This window comes from Mitsuaria chitosanitabida ATCC BAA-476 = NBRC 102408, assembly GCF_001598255.1.
GTDB classification, from domain to species: Bacteria; Pseudomonadota; Gammaproteobacteria; order Burkholderiales; family Burkholderiaceae_C; genus Roseateles; species Roseateles chitosanitabidus.
Genome location: NZ_BCYP01000011.1, coordinates 172,023 through 192,745, shown reverse-complemented (window position 1 = coordinate 192,745; position 20,723 = coordinate 172,023). Strand labels below are relative to the sequence as shown.

15 protein-coding genes are annotated in these 20,723 nt (G+C 68.9%); 4 read left to right on the top strand and 11 right to left on the bottom strand.

Annotation, left to right across the window (positions count from 1 at the left end; translation table 11 throughout):
* Window positions 1-17 precede the first annotated feature (17 nt).
* Both MCHT01_RS07725 and MCHT01_RS07720 read right to left on the bottom strand, forming a co-directional pair.
* Window positions 18-3,635, bottom strand: a complete 3,618-nt coding sequence (locus MCHT01_RS07725; RefSeq protein ID WP_067064293.1) for a UvrD-helicase domain-containing protein — start codon at window positions 3,633-3,635, stop codon at window positions 18-20.
* Window positions 3,632-6,469: a PD-(D/E)XK nuclease family protein gene (locus tag MCHT01_RS07720; protein ID WP_067064291.1), complete on the bottom strand. Its 2,838-nt coding sequence runs from the start codon at window positions 6,467-6,469 to the stop codon at window positions 3,632-3,634. The genes MCHT01_RS07725 and MCHT01_RS07720 overlap by 4 nt, the downstream gene beginning before the upstream one ends.
* 268 nt (window positions 6,470-6,737) lie before the next feature.
* Here MCHT01_RS07720 and trxA point away from each other — a divergent pair, with 268 nt between their 5' ends.
* The 4 genes from trxA (at window position 6,738) to MCHT01_RS26700 (ending at window position 10,902) form a co-directional block, all read left to right on the top strand.
* Complete coding sequence (gene trxA / locus MCHT01_RS07715; protein ID WP_067064289.1) at window positions 6,738-7,067, top strand: thioredoxin TrxA; 330 nt, start codon at window positions 6,738-6,740, stop codon at window positions 7,065-7,067.
* A gap of 237 nt (window positions 7,068-7,304) precedes the next feature.
* Complete coding sequence (rho, locus tag MCHT01_RS07710; protein ID WP_067064287.1) at window positions 7,305-8,567, top strand: transcription termination factor Rho; 1,263 nt, start codon at window positions 7,305-7,307, stop codon at window positions 8,565-8,567.
* Window positions 8,568-8,773: 206 nt separating this feature from the next.
* On the top strand, window positions 8,774-9,040 hold the full coding sequence (locus tag MCHT01_RS07705; protein ID WP_067064285.1) for a type B 50S ribosomal protein L31: 267 nt from the start codon (window positions 8,774-8,776) through the stop codon (window positions 9,038-9,040).
* 212 nt (window positions 9,041-9,252) lie between these two features.
* Window positions 9,253-10,902, top strand: coding sequence for a hypothetical protein (locus tag MCHT01_RS26700; protein WP_067064283.1), 1,650 nt, complete (start codon window positions 9,253-9,255; stop codon window positions 10,900-10,902).
* A gap of 119 nt (window positions 10,903-11,021) precedes the next feature.
* Here MCHT01_RS26700 and phoR read toward each other — a convergent pair whose 3' ends face one another.
* The 9 genes from phoR to folP all read right to left on the bottom strand — a co-directional run bounded on the left by phoR (window position 11,022) and on the right by folP (window position 20,578).
* Window positions 11,022-12,401 carry a phosphate regulon sensor histidine kinase PhoR gene (gene phoR / locus MCHT01_RS07695; protein WP_067064281.1) on the bottom strand — a complete coding sequence of 460 codons (1,380 nt, stop codon included), beginning with the start codon at window positions 12,399-12,401 and terminating at the stop codon, window positions 11,022-11,024.
* A gap of 7 nt (window positions 12,402-12,408) precedes the next feature.
* The gene (gene phoB / locus MCHT01_RS07690) at window positions 12,409-13,110 is read right to left on the bottom strand and encodes a phosphate regulon transcriptional regulator PhoB (RefSeq protein WP_067064279.1); all 702 of its coding nucleotides are present in this window, start codon (window positions 13,108-13,110) and stop codon (window positions 12,409-12,411) included.
* A gap of 89 nt (window positions 13,111-13,199) precedes the next feature.
* Entirely contained in the window at window positions 13,200-13,907 is a 708-nt protein-coding gene (gene phoU, locus MCHT01_RS07685) for a phosphate signaling complex protein PhoU (protein WP_067064277.1), read from the bottom strand.
* Window positions 13,908-13,926: 19 nt separating this feature from the next.
* Entirely contained in the window at window positions 13,927-14,712 is a 786-nt protein-coding gene (gene pstB, locus MCHT01_RS07680) for a phosphate ABC transporter ATP-binding protein PstB (RefSeq protein ID WP_067064275.1), read from the bottom strand.
* Window positions 14,713-14,763: 51 nt separating this feature from the next.
* Window positions 14,764-15,624, bottom strand: coding sequence for a phosphate ABC transporter permease PstA (gene pstA / locus MCHT01_RS07675; RefSeq protein ID WP_067064273.1), 861 nt, complete (start codon window positions 15,622-15,624; stop codon window positions 14,764-14,766).
* A complete protein-coding gene (pstC, locus tag MCHT01_RS07670) occupies window positions 15,621-16,637 on the bottom strand; it encodes a phosphate ABC transporter permease subunit PstC (protein WP_084452151.1) in 1,017 nt (338 codons plus the stop codon). Before pstC ends, pstA begins: the two co-directional genes overlap by 4 nt.
* Window positions 16,638-16,774: 137 nt before the next feature.
* Window positions 16,775-17,809, bottom strand: a complete 1,035-nt coding sequence (gene pstS, locus MCHT01_RS07665; protein WP_067064269.1) for a phosphate ABC transporter substrate-binding protein PstS — start codon at window positions 17,807-17,809, stop codon at window positions 16,775-16,777.
* A 451-nt stretch (window positions 17,810-18,260) separates the two neighbouring features.
* Complete coding sequence (gene glmM, locus MCHT01_RS07660) at window positions 18,261-19,595, bottom strand: phosphoglucosamine mutase (RefSeq protein ID WP_067064267.1); 1,335 nt, start codon at window positions 19,593-19,595, stop codon at window positions 18,261-18,263.
* Between the two features lie 134 nt (window positions 19,596-19,729).
* Window positions 19,730-20,578: a dihydropteroate synthase gene (gene folP, locus MCHT01_RS07655; protein WP_067064265.1), complete on the bottom strand. Its 849-nt coding sequence runs from the start codon at window positions 20,576-20,578 to the stop codon at window positions 19,730-19,732.
* Window positions 20,579-20,723 lie beyond the last annotated feature (145 nt).

Genomic DNA, 20,723 nt, shown 5'->3' with positions numbered 1-20,723 from the left:
GTGAGGGTCTTCCGCCCTCACGCGAACAGATCCGCCGCCCCTGCCACCCGCTCGGTGCAATCCACCAGCTTCCCCTGCCCCGTGATGAACGCGCAACGCACCGGCTCGCCCGGTTGCAGCGCCATCACCGCCTCGCGGTAGCGCCACAGCTGGGCGATGTAGTCTGGATTGTTCTGCGGCGCCGGATGCAGCTTGTAGTCGAGCACCCACCAGGTCGGCACGCCCGCCGCGTCGCGACGGCAGACCAGCCGGTCCAGGCGCATGTCGTGCTGGCGCCAGCTCAGCGGCACTTCGTTGCCCTGCCAGTCCAGCACCTCGCCATCGAAGAACGGCGCGCAGTCGCGGCTGCCGAGGATGGCCGCGACGCTGCGGCGCAGACGCTCGTCGCGCCGCTTGTCCAGGCCGTACATCTGCGCGGCGGCATCCATCAGGCGCTCCAGCGAATGCGCCCTGCCCTGCGGACCGCTGCGCCATTCGAGCACCCGATGCAGCGCCTCGCCGAGCGCGGCGCTCTCCTCGACCTCGTCGGGGCTCTGGCCCACCGCGATCTCCGCCTCGGCGATCTCCTCGTCGGCCGGCAGCGGGGCGACCCGCGGCAGCAGCTTCAGGCGCGCGAGGCGCGCGTCATCCGCCATGACGCCCTCGGCGACCGCCGGCACCGCCAACGCCGCCGCCTGGGGCTGCACGCGCATCCACCAGCTCGCGCTGGCGCCCGCGCGGCGCGCCGGGGTGCGGCTGAGCAGCAACCGGTTCCTCGCCCGCGTCATCGCGACGTAGAGCGCATTGAGTTCCTCGCGCTGACGCTGATCCTTCTCGTCGTCGAGCAGTGCCTGCAACGACGGCGGCGGCTTGGCCTCCGAGACGATGAACGCGACCGTGCGCGGCACCGGCTCATGCACCGGCCAGGAGATCGCCAGCGCCATGCTCTCCGCGCGCGCTGGGCCGGCTTCCGCGTCCATCAGGATGACGACCTTGGCCTCCAGGCCCTTGGCGCCGTGCACGGTGAGCAGCTGCACCGCGTCGGGCTCCGCCGGCGCGCCGAGCTTGAGGGCGCGGCTCTTGAGCGCCCGCACGAAGCCGTACAGCCCCGCGTAGCGGCCGCCGTCGAGTTCCAGCGCCAAGGCGAGCAAGGCCTCCACCGCATGCAGGCGCGCGCGGCGCTCGCTGCCGGGAACGGCCGCCGCCAGGCGCGCCATCAGATCGCCCTCGTGAACGATCGCATCGAGCAGGTCATGCGGGCTGCGCAGCGTGGCCATCGACGCCCAGCGGGACAGCAGCGACTGCGCGCGGCGCAGCGGCTCGCTCAGGGTGTCGGCATCCGACTGGAGCAGCACGTCCCACCAACTGCGCGAGGTGGGCGCGGCAGGTCCCGCCGGCGCGCTCTCGGCGCCGCCATCGGGGGGCGGCTCGCCCCGATCGACGGAGACGCCAGCCCCGGCATCGGCATCGGCATCGGCATCGGCATCGGCATCGGCGTCGGCGTCGGCTTCGGTCTCATTGCAGAGGCCCACATCAGCCTGCGCATCCATCCGTGCTGCCGTCGACGACGCCACCGGCGCCCCCAACGGCGATTCCTCCGGCCATTCCACGCCCAGCCAACGCACCGACCGCGCCTCGGCGGCGAGCCACAACAGATCGGCCTCGCTCGCGCCGAACAGCGGACTGCGCAACGCGTGCGCGAGCGACAACTGATGACCGCTCGACGCCAGCGCATCCAGCAGCGCCAGCAGGTCCCGCACATCGGGCGCATCGAGCAGCGCCATGTCCTCCGGCGCCGCATGCGCGATGCCGCGCGCCTTCAGCACCTGCGCCAGCACCCGCAGGCCCTCGCGCTTGCGAGCGAGCACGAAGATCTCGCCGGGCCGGGCCTCGCCGCGCGCCAGCAGGTCGGAGACGCAGGCCGCGATGCGCTCGGCCTCCGCCTCGCGGCGATGCAGCTCGGGTTCGCGGCGGGGCTCGGTCAGGCTGGGCCGCCAGACATCCGCGTCGCGCGTCGCCTCCGCCTCGTCCTCGCCCGCTTCCTCATCGCCGTCGATGAAGAACACGCCGTCGAGCGCCTGCGGCTCCGAGGCCTCGGTCGTGTGCGCGCGGAAGCCCGCGTACTGCTGTGCCAGGCTGGCCTGCTCGAACACCGCGTTCACCGCCGCCAGCACCGGCGGCGCGTTGCGCCGCGTGTGATCGCAGGCCAGCAGCACCCCGTCGAGGCCCTCGCGCACGAAGTCGCGGGCCGCGGCGAAGACGCGGGGCTCGGCGCGGCGGAAGCGGTAGATGCTCTGCTTGGGGTCGCCGACGATGAAGACCGACGGCGGCCGCTGCCCGCTGACCCCCCCACCCGCGCCGACATAGCCCGACAGCCAGGCATAGAGCGCATGCCACTGCAGCGGACTCGTGTCCTGGAACTCGTCGATCAGCAGATGCCGGACCTGGCTGTCCAGCCGCTCCTGCACCCAGCCCGACAGCGCCGGGTCGCCCAGCAACGCCAGCGCGCCGCGCTCCAGATCGTTCATGTCGACGAAGCCGCGCTCGCGCTTGAGCCCCTCGAACTCGTCCAGCAGCGCCAGCGCCAGGCCGCACATCTGCTGATGCCAGGCCCGCGCGCAGTCCTGGTCCAGCGCCTGCTGCAAGCGGCCGAGCTGATCGCCCAGCTGCATCAGCAGGGGCGAATCGCCCAGCGCCTTCACCAGCGTGCCCTTCTGAGTGAAGAGCTCCGCCCGCACCGCGGCGAGCGCGTCGGCATCGGTGCCCGCGCCCGGAGGGCAGTTCGTCAGCGCCGTCTCGATCGCGACGGCGGCGGTCCTCTGCGTCTTGTTCTTGCCCTGTCCCAGCTCGAACGCGAGCGACTGGAGGTCCGCGCGCATCCCGGCGAAGGCCTCCAGCGGCGTGCCGAAGGCGGCGAACTCCGGGACCACCTCGGCGGCCGTGGGCATGCTGTCGAGCAGCCGCCCCGCCTGATGCGCCAGCCGGAGTTCGACCCGCTTCGAGAAGGCCGATTCCAGCCAGCCCAGCAGCTTGTTGCGCCCGTGGATCAGGCTCAGCGAGCGGTAGTCGGCCAGCAGCGTCTCGTCCGCCAGCACGGTGGTGTGGAAGCGCTGCCAGAGCTCCGGCATGAGGTCGCTCTCGTCCTCCAGCAGTTGCAGCTCCGGGGACAGGCCTTGCGCGCGCAGGAGCTCCAGCGGCGCGGCACGCAGCAGCTGCGAGAACCAGGCATGGAAGGTACGGATCTCCACCGGACGCGCCGACTGGAGCAGGCGCTGCTGCAGCGTCGCCAGCTGCGGCGCGAGCGCCTCGGCCTGCGCCGGCGGCAGGCCGCGCTGGCGCAGCGCGGCGATGCGGCCGTCGTGGTCGCAGTGGGCGAACTCGTGCAGCCACTCGCTGAGACGGGCGCGCATTTCGCCGGCGGCCTTGCGGGTGAAGGTGATGGCGACGATGTCCTGCGGCTGCGCGCCGTCCAGCAGCGCGCGCAGGATGCGCGACACCAGCATCCAGGTCTTGCCCGCGCCCGCGCAGGCCTCGACGACGACACTGCGCGCGGGGTCGCAGGCGAGTTCGTAGAAGCGCTCGCGGGCCACCGGCGCGCTGTTGAGGGTGTAGGCGGCCTGACCGGTCTCGGCGGCGGCATTCGTCGGCGCGGTCACGGCGCGGCTCCTTCCCAGTCATCCCGGCGGCAGAGGCCGCGCATCTCGCAGTACTCGCAGGCGAGGCCCTCGCCCAAGGCGGGCAGCGGATCGCCCGCGTGGATGGCCATCAGATCGGCGCGCAGGCCGTCGAGCATGATCGTTGCAGTCGTCGCGACGTCCTCGTGTTCGATCGCGGCGATGCCCTTGCTGTCGTCGAGGGCCAGGTATTGCGCGCGGAGCATCGGAGACCGAGACGTTCGGGAGCTCCCACCCTCTCCCCTGCCCTCTCCCGCCTCGCGGGAGAGGGAGTTCACGGCGGCATCGGACTCGCTTGGGAGCGTCATCGGGTGGGCGGACCTCGCATCGGGCGCGACGGCATCGCCGGCTCCCATGAGGACGGCGTAGACGGTGAGCTGTGTGTCCTCGAGCGGATCGGCGACCTTGTCCTTCAGGCCCTTGACGCTGCCTGTCTTGTAGTCGATGAGCACGCGACCGTCGGCCGCCGCGTCGACGCGATCCAGCCGACCGAGCAGCACGAGGTCCTCGAGCGCCGGCTCGATCCCGACCCAGGGCCGCACGCGGCGCTCGACCTCGCCTTGGGCGAAACGCTCGCCCTCGGCCTCGCGCTCGGCGAGCCAGGCCAGGTAGGCCGGCGCGAAGCGCGCGAAGCTCGCCGAGTACGGCAGGAACTCTGCCGGCGAGAGCCCCAGCTCCCGCATCTGGTCCTGGGATGCGCGCTCCAGACGCGCGTCGTCGCCAAGCTCGGGATCGACGCCACGAACCCGCTCATCGTGGAACTGGTGCAGCACGGCATGCAGCCAGGTGCCGTAGTCGCGCTTGTCGGCCTGGACCTCCAGCTCGCTGGACTCCCGCAGCCCCAGCAGCACGCGTGCGAAGAACTGGTACGGGCACTGGCGCAGCGACTCGACGGCGCTGGCGCTCATCGCGGACGGCAGCCGGCCTTCGGCGCACGCGCTGGCCCGGCCGGCATGCGCGGCCGGAACGGACTCGTCGACGCGGGGATCGGTCCAGTGCGGCAGCGATCCGTGACCGCCAGCCTGCAGCGCAAGGTCCAGCCGATCCAGCAGCGGGCTGGCGGCCAAGGGCTCGCTGCCCAGATGACCGCGGCGCAGCAGCGTCAGCGCCGGCGCGCGCATCAGCTGTGCGAACTGCCAGGCGAGCGCCTGGCGCTTGTCCTCGACGGTCGGCAGCCCCAGCTCGCGGGCGAGCCGATCGCCGATCAGCACCGGCCCGGGCGGCACCGGACCGAGCGTCGCGGCATCCGCGCCCGGCAGCACCACCGCGCCGAACGGTCGCAGCAGGGTCCGCGCCAACGGCGTGATCATCACTTGCAGGCCGCCCTCCAGCGGCGGCTGGTACTGCCCCGCCTCCAGCGTGTCGGAGACCCAGGCCACGAACTCCGAGGCGCTCAGTTGCGCGTCCTGGAGCACCGCCTCGTGCGCCGATCCCGGCCAGGGCGACTTGCTCAGCCACAAGGTGTCCAGCACCTGCGGCCCGCCCGCGGGCTGACGCTTGAGCTGCTCATCGGCGCCGAGCTGCTCCAGCACCTCCTTGAGCGTCCTGAGCCACCGTTCCAGCGGCTGCGCGCCCCGATGCTGCAGGGGCGCCAGCGCTTGCTGGGCCCGTTCCCAGACCCGTGCGCTCGCGGCCGGCAGGCGCTCCACCCGCACGGCCAGCGGCGAGGACCAGCCCCGCTGCCGGCACTTGGCCTCGAGCGCCGAGAGCGCCCCGCTGCCGCCGACCTCGCGCAGCGAGGCCGCCAGCGGCGTCTTCAACCAGGCCAGCCAGTCGTCGACACCGGCCTCGCGCCGCGCGGCGCGCAACATCGCCATCAGCTGCGCGGCCGGTGCCGTCGTGGCGAGCGTCCAACCGGTCTCGTCCTTGATGCCCAGGCCCTGGCGCTCCAGCAGCGCGCGCACGCGGCGCAGCAGCACCCGGTCCTGCGCGATCAGCGCCACCGGCACGCGGCCGGCCTGCAGGTGATCCAGCACCGCGGCGGCGCTGCATTGCGCGAGGTCCTCGAAGTCCTCGCAGACCGCCTGCTCCAGGCGGCCATGCGGCGCGCCGCCGGCGAAGACCTCGTCCAGCGGCAGGTCCGCGCTCAGCCGCAGGCAGGGGATGCCGGCCGCCTCGGCGCTGGCGAGCAGCGCGTCCGCGAGCAGATCCGGCCCGCCGCACTGCAGATGCAGCCAGGCGCTCGGACGCAGCGCGAAGAGGCCGTCGGTCGCCGGGGCGCGCGGGTCCGAGGCGGCCCATTCGAGCGCCACTGCGAGCAGCGCCCGCTCCAGGTGACCGACGCCGCTCTGGGCGGCCAGCAGCTGGCGCCCCTGGTCCCAGAACTCGGCCCGACGGTCCGGCGCCCGCAGCGCGGCCGACGCGGCCAACGCATGGGCGGCCTCGACCAGACGCTCGACGGCGGCCGCATGGGCGCGGGGATCCTCCTCGCGCAGGGCCTCCGCCCAGGTCTGTCCTCGCAGCAGTGTGCGAGCCGCGAGCGCGTCGATCGCGGCGTCGCCGGTCAGTTGCAGGGGCTGCGACAGCGCCGCGGGACCGAGCGCCGAGGCCAGGCTGCGGGTCGTCTCGATGCGCGGCTGCCAGCGCGACAGCTTCATCCAGGCCAGCCGCGCCGGCTGCAGGTGCTGCGCGAACGGCAGCAGCAGCACCGCGTCACGGGCCGGCAGGCACCGGGCCTCCAGCCAATCCGCGGCCCGGCGGGCCACGCCGTCCCAGATCGCGGCGCTGGTCGTGGCCGGCGAGAGCGGGAAATCGACCGGCCTCGGCACCTGCGGAGCGGCATCGGCGGGGACAGGGGACGGGGTGGTCGGCGGCATCGGCGAGGCGTCGGGCGTGGCTGGGCGACAGGTCTTGAGAGACGGCATGAATGACGACGATAGCGAATGGCCATCGGCCCCTCGCCTTGAGAATCGCTGCCCGCACCTTCATGTGGCGGGTGCGCCTACTCGGGCCGAGGTTTCCGGGCTTGTGTGAGAATCGTCGCTCCCTGCAGCCCTGGGGCCCTCGTGGCGACGCATTGTCACCTCGCCGGCCGCCCGACCGAGGCATCCGCCCCGGCAGGGACATCAAGCAAGGACCATCTCCATGAGCAGCGAACAGATCAAACACATCTCCGACGCCTCGTTCGACAGCGACGTCATCCAGTCCGACAAGCCCGTGCTGGTCGACTACTGGGCCGAATGGTGCGGCCCCTGCAAGATGATCGCCCCCATCCTGGACGAAGTGGCCAAGGACTACGGCGATCGCCTGCAGATCACCAAGCTCAACGTCGACGAGAACCGCGACATCCCCGCCAAGTTCGGCATCCGCGGCATCCCGACCCTGATGCTGTTCAAGGGTGGCCAGCTGGCCGCGACCAAGGTCGGCGCGCTCTCGAAGGCCCAGTTGACGTCCTTCCTCGACGCCAATCTATAATCAACCGATCCGCCGGGGCCCTCGCGACCTCGGCGGTCAACTGCCAACACGCCCTCCCGGGCACCGCGGCGTCCTCGGACGCCGCTGACCGTTCCGGGTGAGCGCGTGGACTCGGCGCCCAAGACTCCACGCATTTCTCAAGTCCGCAGCAACGCGGCACGCGCGTCCCTTGGGCTCGCCGTTGTTTGTGTCCCTGGCCTTGGCAGGCCCTGGACGACAGACCGGGTCAACCCCCCCATGCATCTTTCTGAACTGAAGGCGCTTCACGTCTCCGCCCTGATCAAGATGGGCGAGGAGCTGGAGATCGACAACGTCGCCCGCATGCGCAAGCAGGAGCTGATGTTCGCGATCATGAAAAAGCGCGCCAAGGCCGGCGAACAAGTGTTCGGCGACGGCGTGCTGGAAGTCCTGCCCGACGGGTTCGGCTTCCTGCGCTCCCCCGAGACCAGCTACATGGCGTCCACCGACGACATCTACCTGTCTCCGAGCCAGATCCGCCGCTTCAACCTCCACACCGGCGACATGATCGAAGGCGAAGTGCGCGTCCCCAAGGACGGCGAACGCTACTTCGCGCTGGTCAAGGTCGATCGCGTGAACGACCTGACCCCGGAGGAGTCCAAGCACAAGATCATGTTCGAGAACTTGACGCCGCTCTTCCCGAAGGAGCAGTTCAAGCTTGAGCGCGAGATCCGCAGCGAAGACAACATCACCAGCCGCATCATCGACCTGATCGCCCCCCTGGGCAAAGGCCAGCGCGCGCTGCTCGTCGCCCCTCCGAAGAGCGGCAAGACGATGATGATGCAGCACCTGGCGCACTCGATCGCGGCCAACTATCCGGAAGCCCATCTGATGGTGCTGCTCGTCGACGAGCGCCCGGAGGAAGTGACCGAGATGCAGCGCACGGTGCGCGGCGAGGTCATCAGCTCCACCTTCGATGAACCGGCCGCCCGCCACGTGCAGGTCGCCGAGATGGTCATCGAGCGCGCCAAGCGCCTGGTCGAGCTGAAGAAGGACGTGATCATCCTGCTGGACTCGATCACCCGTCTGGCCCGCGCCTACAACAACGTGCTGCCCAGCTCCGGCAAGGTGCTGACCGGCGGCGTGGACGCCAACGCGCTGCAGCGCCCGAAGCGTTTCTTCGGCGCGGCGCGCAACATCGAGGAAGGCGGCTCGCTGACCATCATCGGCACCGCCCTGGTGGACACCGGCTCCAAGATGGACGAGGTGATCTACGAAGAGTTCAAGGGCACCGGCAACTGCGAAATCCATCTGGATCGCCGCATGGCCGAGAAGCGCGTCTATCCGTCGATCCTGCTGAACAAGTCGGGCACCCGCCGCGAGGAACTGCTGCTCAAGCCGGAGATCCTCCAGAAGGCCTGGATCCTGCGCAAGCTGCTGTACCCGATGGACGAGATCGAGGCGATGGAGTTCATCCTCGACAAGATGAAGTCCTCGAAGAACAACCACGATTTCTTCGACATGATGCGCCGAGGTGGCTGAGATCGGACCGAGGACAGGCCCCGCGGCCGGTCCGACGCCGATCCAGGGACGGCGCGCGTCTCGCGCGCACGCCCCCGTCGCATGACTTCCTCGAAGCCGCCCCTGGGCGGCTTCGTTGTTTTCAGCTATACTCCGCGTTTTTCCGCTGTCGACAAGTGCACTGCAAGGGGCAGTGTGGCTGGCGGCACCGCAGCGAGGTATCCAAGATGGCCAAAGAAGGCATTCACCCCAACTACCGTGACGTGGTCTTCGTGGACCAATCCAACGGTGCGCAGTTCATCATCCGTTCGACCGTGTCGACCAAGGATTCGATCAAGCTGGACGACGGCCGCGAGCTGCCGCTGGTGAAGCTGGAAACCTCCAGCGAATCCCACCCGTTCTACACGGGCACGCAGAAGAGCGTGGACAGCCTGGGCGGTCGCGTCGAGAAGTTCCGCAACAAGTTTGCCGGCATCGTCCCGAAGAAGGCCTGATCCTTCCCTCCGCCGGGTCCTCCGGCCCGCGGACGACGAACGAAAGGCAGCCGATTCGGCTGCCTTTTTTCTTGTCCGCTTGTTTCGCGCGCGTCGCGGGACGAAAACCCGGGCGTTTCCTCCTGACAGGACCCCGGCTTTCTTCTCCGGAGGCCGCCCAAGCTGCGGCATGATGCGCCCCAGCATCGAACCATGAGAACGAGACAGAGCGCATGAACCTGCCCACCCCGGCCGTCGTGGCCGAGCGCAGCACGCATCCGATTCCGCGCTGGGCGCTGCTGCTGCTGTGCGCCGCCTATGTGCTGCCCGGCCTGTTCGGCCGCGACCCCTGGCGCAACGCCGACCTGACCGCCTTCGGCTTCATCGCCAGCATCGCGCAGGGTCACGCCTCCTGGCTGCAGCCGGCTATCGCCGGCATCCCCGCCGAGGGCGGCCTGCTCCCGTACTGGATCGGCGCGCTGGGCGTCAAACTGCTCCCCTTCCTGGACCCCTCGCTGGCCGCGCGCATCCCCTTCGGCCTGATGCTGGCCGCCGTCCTGGCGCTGGCCTGGTACAGCTGCCTGCACCTGGCCCGCACCGAGGCCGCCCAGCCGGTGGCCTTCGCCTTCGGCGGCGAGGCGCAGGCCGTGGACTACGCCCGCGCGATGGCCGACGGCTGCCTGCTGGCACTGATCGCCAGCCTGGGCCTGCTGCGCCTAGGCCACGAGACCACCCCCGAGATCCTCCAGCTGCTCGGCATCACGCTGTTCGTCTACAGCCTGGCGGCGGTGCCGTTCCGGCTCTGGAAGGCCCGCATCGCGATGCTGGCGGCGCTCCCCATCCTGGCCACGAGCGGCGCCCCCGCGGTCGCGCTGGCGCTGGCCGTGGGCGCCCTGTGGTTGAGCCACCGCTCCACCTACGAGGACGCGCGCAAGTTCCTGCCCTGGATCCTGGCCGCGATCGCCTTGGCCGCCCTGATCGCCTGGCCCATGCACGGCTGGGCCTGGCGCCTGCGCGGCAGTGGCCGCAGCGTCCTGGAATGGTTGCGCCTGATCGGCTGGTTCTGCTGGCCCGCCTGGCCGCTGGCGGCCTGGTCGGTGTGGCGCTGGCGCTCGCACCTGATGCGACGCCACATCGCGGTGCCGCTGCTGGCGTCGCTGGTGCCGCTGCTCTGCAGCCTGCTGATGGACGCCGACGACCGCGCCCTGCTGCTGGCCCTGCCGCCGCTCGCCGTGCTAGCCAGCTTCGCGCTGCCTACCTTCCAGCGCAGCGCGAGCGCCCTGCTCGACTGGTTCTCGGTCTTCTTCTTCAGTGCCGGCGCCATCTTCCTGTGGCTCTACTACAGCGCGCTGCAACTGGGCTGGCCGGCCAAGTTCCTGGCCAACGTGCGCCGGCTGGCGCAAGGCTACGAGCCGCAGTTCGGGCTGCTGAGCTTCGTGCTCGCCCTGCTGGGCTCGCTGGCCTGGATCTGGCTGGTGCGCTGGCGCACCGCGCGCCATCGCCACGCCATCTGGAAGAGCCTGGCCCTGCCGGCCGGCGGCGTCGCCCTGGCCTGGTTGCTGGCGATGACGCTGGGCCTGCATCCGCTGGACTACGCCCGCAGCAACAAGCCGCTGGTGGACCGCATCGCCGCCCACCTGCCGGCCCAGGTCGACTGCATCGCCGCGCCGGCCCTGCCCTTGCCGACCCTGGCCGCGCTGGAGTTCCAGGGCCACTGGAAGGTCGACGCCACCCGTGAACTGACCGCTTCGCAATGCTCCTTCGGCATGCTCGCGCAAGGCGAGACGACGCCGGCCGCGCCGTCGGGGTGGCACGTGCTGGGCGTCGTCCGGCGCCCCACGGACCGCTTCGGCACCTATCTGGTCCTGGCGCGCGATCGCTGATCGCGAAGCATCGGCAAACGGTGCCCCTGGCACAACACCAGGCACCAACGGAAAGGCCGCTCATCGAGCGGCCTTTCTTCATGGCACCGGGATCCCGCCCGGTCGTTTCCGCGAGGACCTCAGAGATCCTCTCCGCCCGCGAGCGCGGCGGGCGCCGACTCGTCGCCCATGGCCGACGCGTCCACCAGGCGGATGCGGGCCGCCGGGAAGACCAGCTTGAACTTCGACCCCTTGCCCGGTTCGCTCTCGATGCGCAGCTCGCCGCCGTGACGCTGCACGACGTGCTTCACGATGGAAAGCCCCAGACCCGTGCCGCCGGTGTCGCGCGACCGGCTGCCATCGACGCGATAGAAGCGCTCGGTCAGGCGCGGGAGATGCTCTCGCGCGATGCCCGGGCCGTTGTCGATCACCGAGATTTCGCCACCGTGATCCGGCAGCCAGCGCCACTGCAGCTCGATGCGACCACCTTCCGGCGTATAGCGCACCGCATTGCTCATCAGGTTGGCGATGGAACTCAGCACCTCGGTCTCGACGCCCGCCAGCTCGACGCCGGTCTGACGCTCGCAGATGAGCTCGTGACGGCCGTTCGACAGCGCCTGCGCGTCCGCGGCGATGCGCGCCAGCAGCGGATCCAGCGCGATCCAATGATCCGCCGGCGGACGCGGGCTGCCCTCCAGTTGCGCCAGCGTCAGCAGGTCGCCGACCAGCGTCTGCATGCGCGTGGTCTGCTGCTGCATGAGATGCAGCACGCGCTTGCGCTCGGCCTCGGTCAGCTGCAGGCTGGCCATGGTCTCGATGAAACCGGCCAGCACCGTCAGCGGGGTGCGGATCTCGTGCGAGACGTTGGCGACGAAGTCGCGCCGCATCGCCTCGTTGCGCTCGCGATCGGTGACGTCCAGCGACAGCACCAGCTTGCGTGATTCGCCGGCGACGCCGTAGTCGCGCACCAGCACCTGGAGCGTCGACCGCCCCCGGGTGTTGGTCAGCGTCAGCGGCTGCTGGAAGTTGCCGTTCTGCAGATACGACACGAAGGCCGGATAGCGGACCAGGTTGGTGATCCGCTGCAGCTTGTCGCGCTGCGGGTCGAGCGAGAAATGATCGCCCGCGACCACGTTGCACCATTGGATGTGGTCCTGCCCGTCGAGCAGGATCACGCCGTTGGGCGAGGCCTCGATCGCGAGCAGGAACTGCTCGAGCTGCTGACGCTCACGCTCGTAGCGGCGCTCGCGGTCGCGCAGACCGCGCTCGACGCGGTAGGCGATCTCGCCCCAGAGACCGCCCAGGCGCGGCGCGTCGTCCTCCTGGTCGCCGCGGAGCCAGTTCACCAACCGGTGCGCTCGCGCCGCGTCCCACAAGGCCATCAGCACGACCGCCAGGCCGGCGGCCAGCGCGGCCGCCAGATGCGGCATCTTGATCCAGTCGCCCAGCCACCACCCCAACCCGCCCGCGACGCCGGTGCACAGCACCAGCATCAGCACCCGCGACAACATCCAGGCCATGGCGGGATCAGGCCGACAGGGCGCTGCTTTGCTGGGTCAGGCGGTAACCGGCGCCACGCACCGTTTCGATCATGCGCTGGCAGTTGACCTTCTCCAGCGCCTCGCGCAGCCGCTTGACGTGGACGTCGACGGTGCGTTCCTCGATGAAGACGTGGTCGCCCCAGACGCGGTCCAGCAGCTGCGAGCGGCTGTGCACGCGTTCCGGATGGGTCATGAAGAAATGCAGCAGGCGGAACTCGGTGGGGCCGAGCTTGACCTCGACGCCCTCGCGGCTGACACGGCGCGTGCCCGGGTCCAGCACCAGACCACCGACGTCGACCGCCGAGTCCAGCGCCTCGGGCGCCTTGCGACGCAGCACCGCGCGGATGCGGGCCAGCAACTCGTTGGTCGAGAAGGGTTTGGTCAGGTAATCGTCGGCGCCGGCATCCAGCCCGGACACCTTGTCCACCTCTTCCGCGCGCGCCGTCAGCATGATGATGGGCAGCTCGCGGGTGCGGGTGGCACCGCGCCATTGGCGGGCCAGCGCCAGACCGGTCTGGCCCGGCAACATCCAGTCCAGCACGACCAGATCCGGCAGCACGCGGTCGACTTCGAGCTGGGCCTGCTCGGCGTTGCCGGCCAGGGTCACTTCGAAACCGGCGTGGCGCAGGTTGATGGAGATCAGCTCGGCAATGGCGGATTCGTCTTCGACGACCAGGATGCGACTCATGCGGGGTAACTCCTCTTGTTCGTTCCTCGCGGGCCGGCGCGCTCCTCATGGGAGCGGGGCCGACCCGCTCGGGTTCATCGCTGCGGTGCTCAGCGCACCATGTTCTCGACGGCGTCCGGCGTGTTGTGACGCACGTCGGTGCCCTTGACCACGTAGATGATCACTTCGGCCAGGTTCTTGGCGTGGTCGCCCACGCGCTCGATCGCCTTGGCGACGAAGACCAGGTCGATCGACGACGAGATCGTGCGCGGGTCTTCCATCATGTAGGTGATGAGCTTGCGCATCAGACCGTCGAACTCCTTGTCGATCTGGTCGTCGGCCTTGAGCACTTCCAGCGCGCGATCCACGTCCAGGCGGGCGAAGGCGTCCAGCGCCTTGCGCAGCTGCGCGGTCGCCAGCTCGGCCTCGTACGACAGGTCGGACATCGGCAGGCGCAGGCGGCTGGAGACGCCGGTGTTGATCAGGCGCTGCACCGTGCGGGCGATGCGGGCCGCCTCGTCGCCCACGCGCTCGAGGTTGGCGATGGTCTTGGACACGGCGATCAGCAGGCGCAGATCGCGGGCCGTCGGCTGACGGCGGGCGATGATCGTCGACAGATCGCGATCGATCTCGATCTCCATCGTGTTGACGATCTCTTCCTGCTTCAGCACGTGGCTGGCGATGTCGCCGCTGAAGGAGCCCAGCGCCTCGACGGCCTGCGCGACCTGCGATTCCACCAGCCCGCCCATCTCCAGCACGCGGGTGGAGATGCCGCTGAGCTCGGCGTCGAATTGAGTAGAGAGATGCTTGTCGGTCATGTTGTTGCTCCCCTTGTGATCAGCCGAAACGACCCGTGATGTAGTCTTCCGTGTCCTTGCGCTTGGGCTTCATGAACAGCTCCGCGGTCGGTCCGAATTCGATCAGGTCGCCCAGATACATGTAGGCGGTGTAGTCCGAGCAGCGCGCGGCCTGCTGCATGTTGTGGGTCACGATGGCGACCGTGTACTCGTGCTTCAGCTCGTGGATCAGTTCCTCGATCTTGCCGGTCGAGATCGGATCCAGCGCCGAGCACGGCTCGTCCAGCAGCAGGACTTCCGGCTTGATGGCGATGCCGCGCGCGATGCACAGACGCTGCTGCTGGCCGCCCGACAGGCCCGAGCCGCTCTGGTTCAGCTTGTCCTTGACTTCATTCCACAGCGCGGCCTTCTTCAGCGCCCACTCCACGCGCTCGTCCATCTCGACGCGGGACAGCGTCTCGAACAGACGCACGCCGAAGGCGATGTTGTCGTAGATCGACATCGGGAACGGCGTCGGCTTCTGGAACACCATGCCGACCTTGGCACGGATCAGCGACACGTCTTCCTTGCTGGTGAGGATGTCCTCGCCGTCCAGCAGGATCTGGCCCTCGGCGCGTTGCTCCGGGTAGAGCTCGAACATACGGTTCAGCGTGCGCAGCAGCGTGGACTTGCCGCAGCCCGAGGGACCGATGAAGGCGGTCACCTTGTTTTCCGGAATGTCCAGGTTGATGTTCTTCAGCGCGTGGAAGCTGCCGTAGTAGAAGTTGAGGTTCTTCACCGAGAGCTTGGCCTTCTCGGTCACCGGCATATCGACTTTGACGTCCATGTTGATTCTCTTGAATTCGTTGAATGCGGGGGTCTTGGACCGAGGGGCCGGTCAGTGCTTTTCCTTGAACATGGCGCGAGCCACGATGTTCAGGAGCAGCACGCCGATGGTGATGATGAACACGCCCGCCCAGGCCAGCTTCTGCCAGTTGGCGTACGGGCTCATGGCGAAGTCGAAGATCACCTTGGGCAGGTTGGCCATCGGGCCGGTCAGGTCGGTCGACCAGAAGCGGTTGTTCAGCGCGGTGAACAGCAGGGGCGCGGTCTCGCCCGAGACACGGGCCAGCGCCAGCAGCACGCCGGTGATCACGCCGGCGCGGGCCGCCTTCAGCGTGACGGTCATGATGACCTTCCACTTGGGCGTACCCAGCGCGTAGGCCGCTTCGCGCAGCGCGTTGGGGACCAGGCTCAGCATGTTCTCGGTCGTGCGGATGACCACCGGGATCACGATCAGGGCCAGCGCGATCACGCCGGCCATGCCCGAGAAGCTGCGCAGCTTCATCACGACCATGGTGTAGACGAACAGACCGACCACGATGGACGGCGCCGACAGCAGGATGTCGTTGATGAAGCGCACCGAGGCGCCGAGCCAGGTCTTCTGGCCGTACTCGGCCAGGTAGACGCCGGCCAGCACGCCGATCGGGGTGCCCACGAACGTGGCCAGGCAGACCATCAGCGCCGAGCCGAAGATCGCGTTGGCGATGCCGCCCTCGTCCGAGTTGGGCGGGGGCGTCATCTGCGTGAAGGTGGCCCAGGTCAGGCCGCCGATGCCCTGCGTGATGGTCTCGAACAGGATCCAGACCAGCCAGATCAGGCCGAAGGACATCGCGCCCAGCGAGAGCGTCAGCGCGATGACGTTGATGCGCCGGCGCTTCTGGTACATCGCCATGCGCTTGGCGGAGGTGGCGCTCATGTGCGGGCTCCTTCGTTCTTCTTGAGCTTGTTGAGCAGGACCTTGGAGAACGCCAGCACCACGAAGGTGATGAAGAACAGCACCAGGCCGAGGTACAGCAGCGAGGCCTGATGCAGGCTGCCGGGGCCGGATTCGGCGAATTCGTTGGCCAGCACCGAGGTGATGGTGTTGGCGGCCTCGAACATGGACAGCGACTTCAGCTGGTTCATGTTGCCGATCACGAAGGTGACGGCCATGGTCTCGCCCAGCGCGCGACCCAGGCCCAGCATCACGCCGCCGACCACGCCGGTCTTGGTGTACGGGAGCACGACCTTCCAGACCACTTCCCAGGTCGTGGAGCCCAGGCCGTAGGCCGATTCCTTCAGCATCGCCGGCGTGACCTCGAACACGTCACGCATCACCGAGGCGATGAACGGGATGATCATGATCGCCAGGATGATGCCGGCCGACAGGATGCCGATGCCGACGGGCGGGCCGGAGACCAGCGCGCCCAGATAGGGGATGCCGCTGAGCAGCGATTGCATCGGCTCCTGGACATAGGTCGCCAGGATGGGACCGAACACGAACAGGCCCCACATGCCGTAGACGATGGACGGGACCGCGGCCAGCAACTCGATGGCGATGCCCAGCGGGCGGCGCAGCCAGCCCGGAGCCAGTTCCGTCAGGAACAGCGCGATGCCGAAGCTCACCGGAACCGCGATCAGCAGCGCGATGAACGAGGTCATCAGCGTGCCGTAGATCATCACCAGGCCGCCGAACTTCTCCTGGACCGGATCCCAGTCCGTGGTCACCAGGAAGCCCAGGCCGAACTGCTTGATGGCCGGCGCCGCGCCCACCAGGAGCGAGCCGATGATGCCGGCCAGCAGGGCCAGCGTCAGCCAGGCCGCGCCGTGCGTCAGGAGGGAGAACACCGTGTCCGCCCAAGGGGCCACGCGGCGGCGCTGGGGAGGACGACCCTGGGGCTGGGCGCGCTCCTCGCCACGCTGTCGGTCAAGGGAATTGGCTGGAAGTATTGCGGCCACGGGGCCTCCGCTGGGGGTTTTGAATCTCAGACGACGTCTTGTCGCGTCCGGTGCGTCGCCGGACGCGTCTTGTGCGAAAGCCCGGTACCCCTTTCCAGGAGCACCGGGCTGCGGTCAGCAGATGCCGATCACTTGTAGGCGATGGCCTTGCCGGCGGCGTCCTTGACGTGCGCGGCCCACTGCTTGCGGACCAGGTCCTTCACGCTGGCGGGCAGCGGCACGTAGTCCAGCTCGTCGGCCATCTTGTCGCCCTGGGTGTAGGCCCAGTCGAAGAACTTCAGGGTGGCGGCGGCGTTGGCCGGCTTGTCCTGGGCGACGTGCATCAGGATGAAGGTCGCGCCCGTGATGGGCCAGCTGTCCTTGCCCGGCTGTTCGGTCAGGACCTGGTAGAACGACTGCTCCCACTTGGCACCGGCGGCGGCGGCCTTGAAGGCGTCGTCGCTGGGGCTGACGAAGGCGCCGTTGGCGTTCTTCATCAGGACGTAGGTCATCTTGTTCTGCTTGGCGTAGGCGTACTCGACGTAGCCGATCGAGTTGGGCAGACGGGTCACGTACGAGGACACGCCCTCGTTGCCCTTGCCACCCGCGCCGGTGGGCCAGTTCACGGCCGTGCCTTCACCGACCTTGTCCTTCCACTCGGCGTTGACCTTGGACAGGTAGTTCGTGAACAGGAAGCTGGTGCCCGAACCGTCGGCGCGACGGACCACGGCGATGGCGGCGTCCGGCAGCGACACGCCCGAGTTCAGGGCGGCGATGGCGGGGTCGTTCCACTTGGTGATCTTGCCCAGGTAGATGTCGCCCAGGACCTTGCCGTCCAGCTTCAGCTGACCGGGGTTGATGCCCTTGACGTTGATCACCGGCACGACGCCGCCGATCACGGTCGGGAACTGCACCAGGCCGTCCTTGGCCAGTTGGTCGTCCTTCAGGGGGGCGTCGGACGCGCCGAAGTCGACGGTCTTGGCCTGGATCTGCTTGATGCCGGCGCCGGAACCGACCGACTGATAGTTGATGCGGACACCGGTGGCCTTGTTATAGGAGTCGGCCCACTTCGTGTAGACGGGAGCCGGGAAGGAGGCACCCGCACCGGTCACCTCTTGAGCCTGAGCCGCGGAGAACATGGCGGCGCAAGCGGCGAACAGCAGGCCAGCACGCAGTTGATTCATGGTCGTTCAGTCCTATCGCTAGGGGGTTGGTTGGCGAACGGGACGGATGCTATGACCCCAATGTGACACATCCGTGACGTCACTCAGGAACCGGAAAAATCTCGTTACGCACAGCGCCCCAGAGGAGAAACGAAGCTGTCAGGCGCCCTGTCATATTCGATTCACCCGGTTGTCATTTTCGATCCCTAGCCTGCGCGGCGTGCGGGGAAACCCCTTTCGGCACCTGACTTGCACCACAAGCGGGCATCGAAGGGGCCGGCCGATTGTCTCCCGGCCTCCCCAATCAGCCCCCGAAGAGTCGCGCTCCAGCGACCGCAACCAATGCAGTTCAGCCGCCGGCGCTCACGCGTCGGTGGCTGTTTTTTCTGGCGCGGGCATGAAAAAGCCGGGCGATGGCCCGGCTTCATGGGCTGGCGACGGCAAGCGTCGACCAGCGGATGGGGTGTGGGGATCAGCCCCGGATCGCCTCCGCCAGACGCTCGGCGCAGCGCTGCGCCAGCGCGGCGTCGCTGGCCTCGACCATGACGCGCAGCAGCGGCTCGGTCCCCGACTTGCGGATCAGCACACGGCCCCGATCGCCCAACTCGGCCGTCACTTCGGCCTCGGTGCGCGCCAGTGCGGGATTGCTCTTCCAGTCCTGCTGGTCAGCCTGCAGTCGCACGTTGATCAGGGTCTGCGGGAACAGCGAGACACCGTCCAGCAGGTCCGACAGCTGCCGGCCGCTGCGGCAGACCGCCTCCAGCACCAGCAGGCTGCTGACGATGCCGTCGCCGGTCGTGTGACGGTCCAGGGCCAGCAGGTGGCCGGAGCCCTCCCCGCCCAACTGCCAGCCACGGGCAGCCAGTTCCTCGAGCACGTAGCGGTCACCCACCTTGGCGCGGACGAACTCGACGTCACGCTGGCGCAGCGCGACCTCGACCGCCATGTTGGTCATCAGCGTGCCGACAGCGCCCGGAACACGCTCGCCGCGCGCCAAGCGGTCCGCGACCATGACGTAGAGCAACTCGTCGCCGTTGTACAGGCGCCCCTGGCCATCGACCATCTGCAGCCGGTCGGCGTCGCCATCCAGCGCGATGCCGTAGTCCGCACCGTGTTCCTTGACCGCCGCGACCACCGCCGCCGGCGCGGTGGCGCCGACCTTGTCATTGATGTTGTAGCCGTCCGGCTTGGTGCCGATGGGGATCACCTCCGCGCCGAGTTCATGGAACACGGAGGGAGCCACCTGATAGGCCGCGCCATGCGCCGCATCCACCACCAGCTTCATGCCGCGCAGGCTGAGGTCGCTGCTGAAGCTGGCCTTGCAGAACTCGATGTAGCGGCCCTGCGCATCGTCGAGGCGACGGGCACGACCCAGACCGGCCGAATCCACCCAGACTGGCGGCTCGTCGAGCACCGCCTCGACATCCAGCTCCCAGGCGTCCGGCAGCTTCTCGCCCTTGGACGAGAAGAACTTGATGCCGTTGTCCGCGAACGGGTTGTGGGAGGCGGAGATCACCACGCCCAGATGCTGGCGCAGCGCTCGGGTCAGGTAGGCGACGCCCGGCGTCGGCAGCGGACCGGTCAGCAGCACGTTCACACCCGCGGAGGCGAAGCCCGCCTCGAGCGCCGACTCGAGCATGTAGCCGGAGATGCGGGTGTCCTTGCCGATCAGGACGCTGGGCTTGCTGTAGCTGCGCTTGAGGACGCGCCCCACCGCATGACCCAGTCGAAGCATGAAATCAGGGGTGATGGGCGTCTGACCCACGGTCCCGCGGATTCCGTCGGTACCGAAATACTTCCGGCTCATTGATTCGACCTCCTGCGACTTCGGATTTCCAGAATCCGCGGATTGTCGCCCAAGCGGACCGGGCGCCAGACGCCCTGTCCGCCCGAACCCGCAATCACGGGATCAGGCAACGGTGACAAGCGGTAATGCGGCGCTCAGACCTGCGGCGCGCCAAACGCCTGCCAGACCTTCAGCGCATCGACCGTGGGCGCGACGTCATGCACGCGCAGCACGCGCGCGCCCAAGGTGGCGGAGGCCAGCGCCGCGCCGACGCTGGCGGCGACGCGGTCGTCCACGGCCTTGCCCGTGACGGCACCCAGCGTGGACTTTCGGGACCAGCCGACCAGCAGCGGCCGCCCCAGCGCGAGCAACTCCCGCTGCCGACGTTGCAGAGCCAGGTTCTGCTCAACCGTCTTCGCGAAGCCATAGCCGGGGTCCAGCGTCACGCGATCCGCCGCGATGCCCTGCGCGACGACCTGCGCCAGCCGATCCCGCAGGAAGTCGGCCACCTCCGCGACGACATCGCCATAGTCCGTCAACTGCTGCATGCCGGCGGGCTCGCCGCGCATGTGCATCAGACAGAGGCCCGCACTGCCATGCTCGGCCAGCAGCGGGACCGCGCCCTCGTCCCGCAGCGCCTGCACGTCGTTGATGATGTCCACGCCAAGATCGAGCGCTCGGCGCATCACCTCGGTCTTGCAGGTATCGACCGACACCGGCACGCCGAAATTGAGCGCGGCGCGCAGGACGGGCTCGAGGCGGGACCACTCCTCATCGGGCGCCAGACGCGGCGCACCGGGCCGGGTGGACTCGCCACCGATGTCGAGGATGTCCACGCCCTCGCCGAGCAAGCTCTCGCAGTAGTCGATGGCGCGAAACGCGTCATCATGGCGACCGCCGTCCGAGAAGGAATCCGGCGTGACGTTGACGATGCCCATCACGAGCGGCCGCTCCGCCAGGTCAAGGTCGAAGCGGGTGGTTTTCCAGATCTGCGGGGAAGTCATGGGCGAAAGTGTGTCGCGCTCGCGGAGGCGCGCTCGGCGCGCCGCGGCCAAGCCGGCAGTATGACGTAAGCCGAAAGGACCCTGGGCGCATGGGCACCGGACAGGATCGGTCGCAGGGCTCCCCGCCCGATGATTCCCGTCCGCC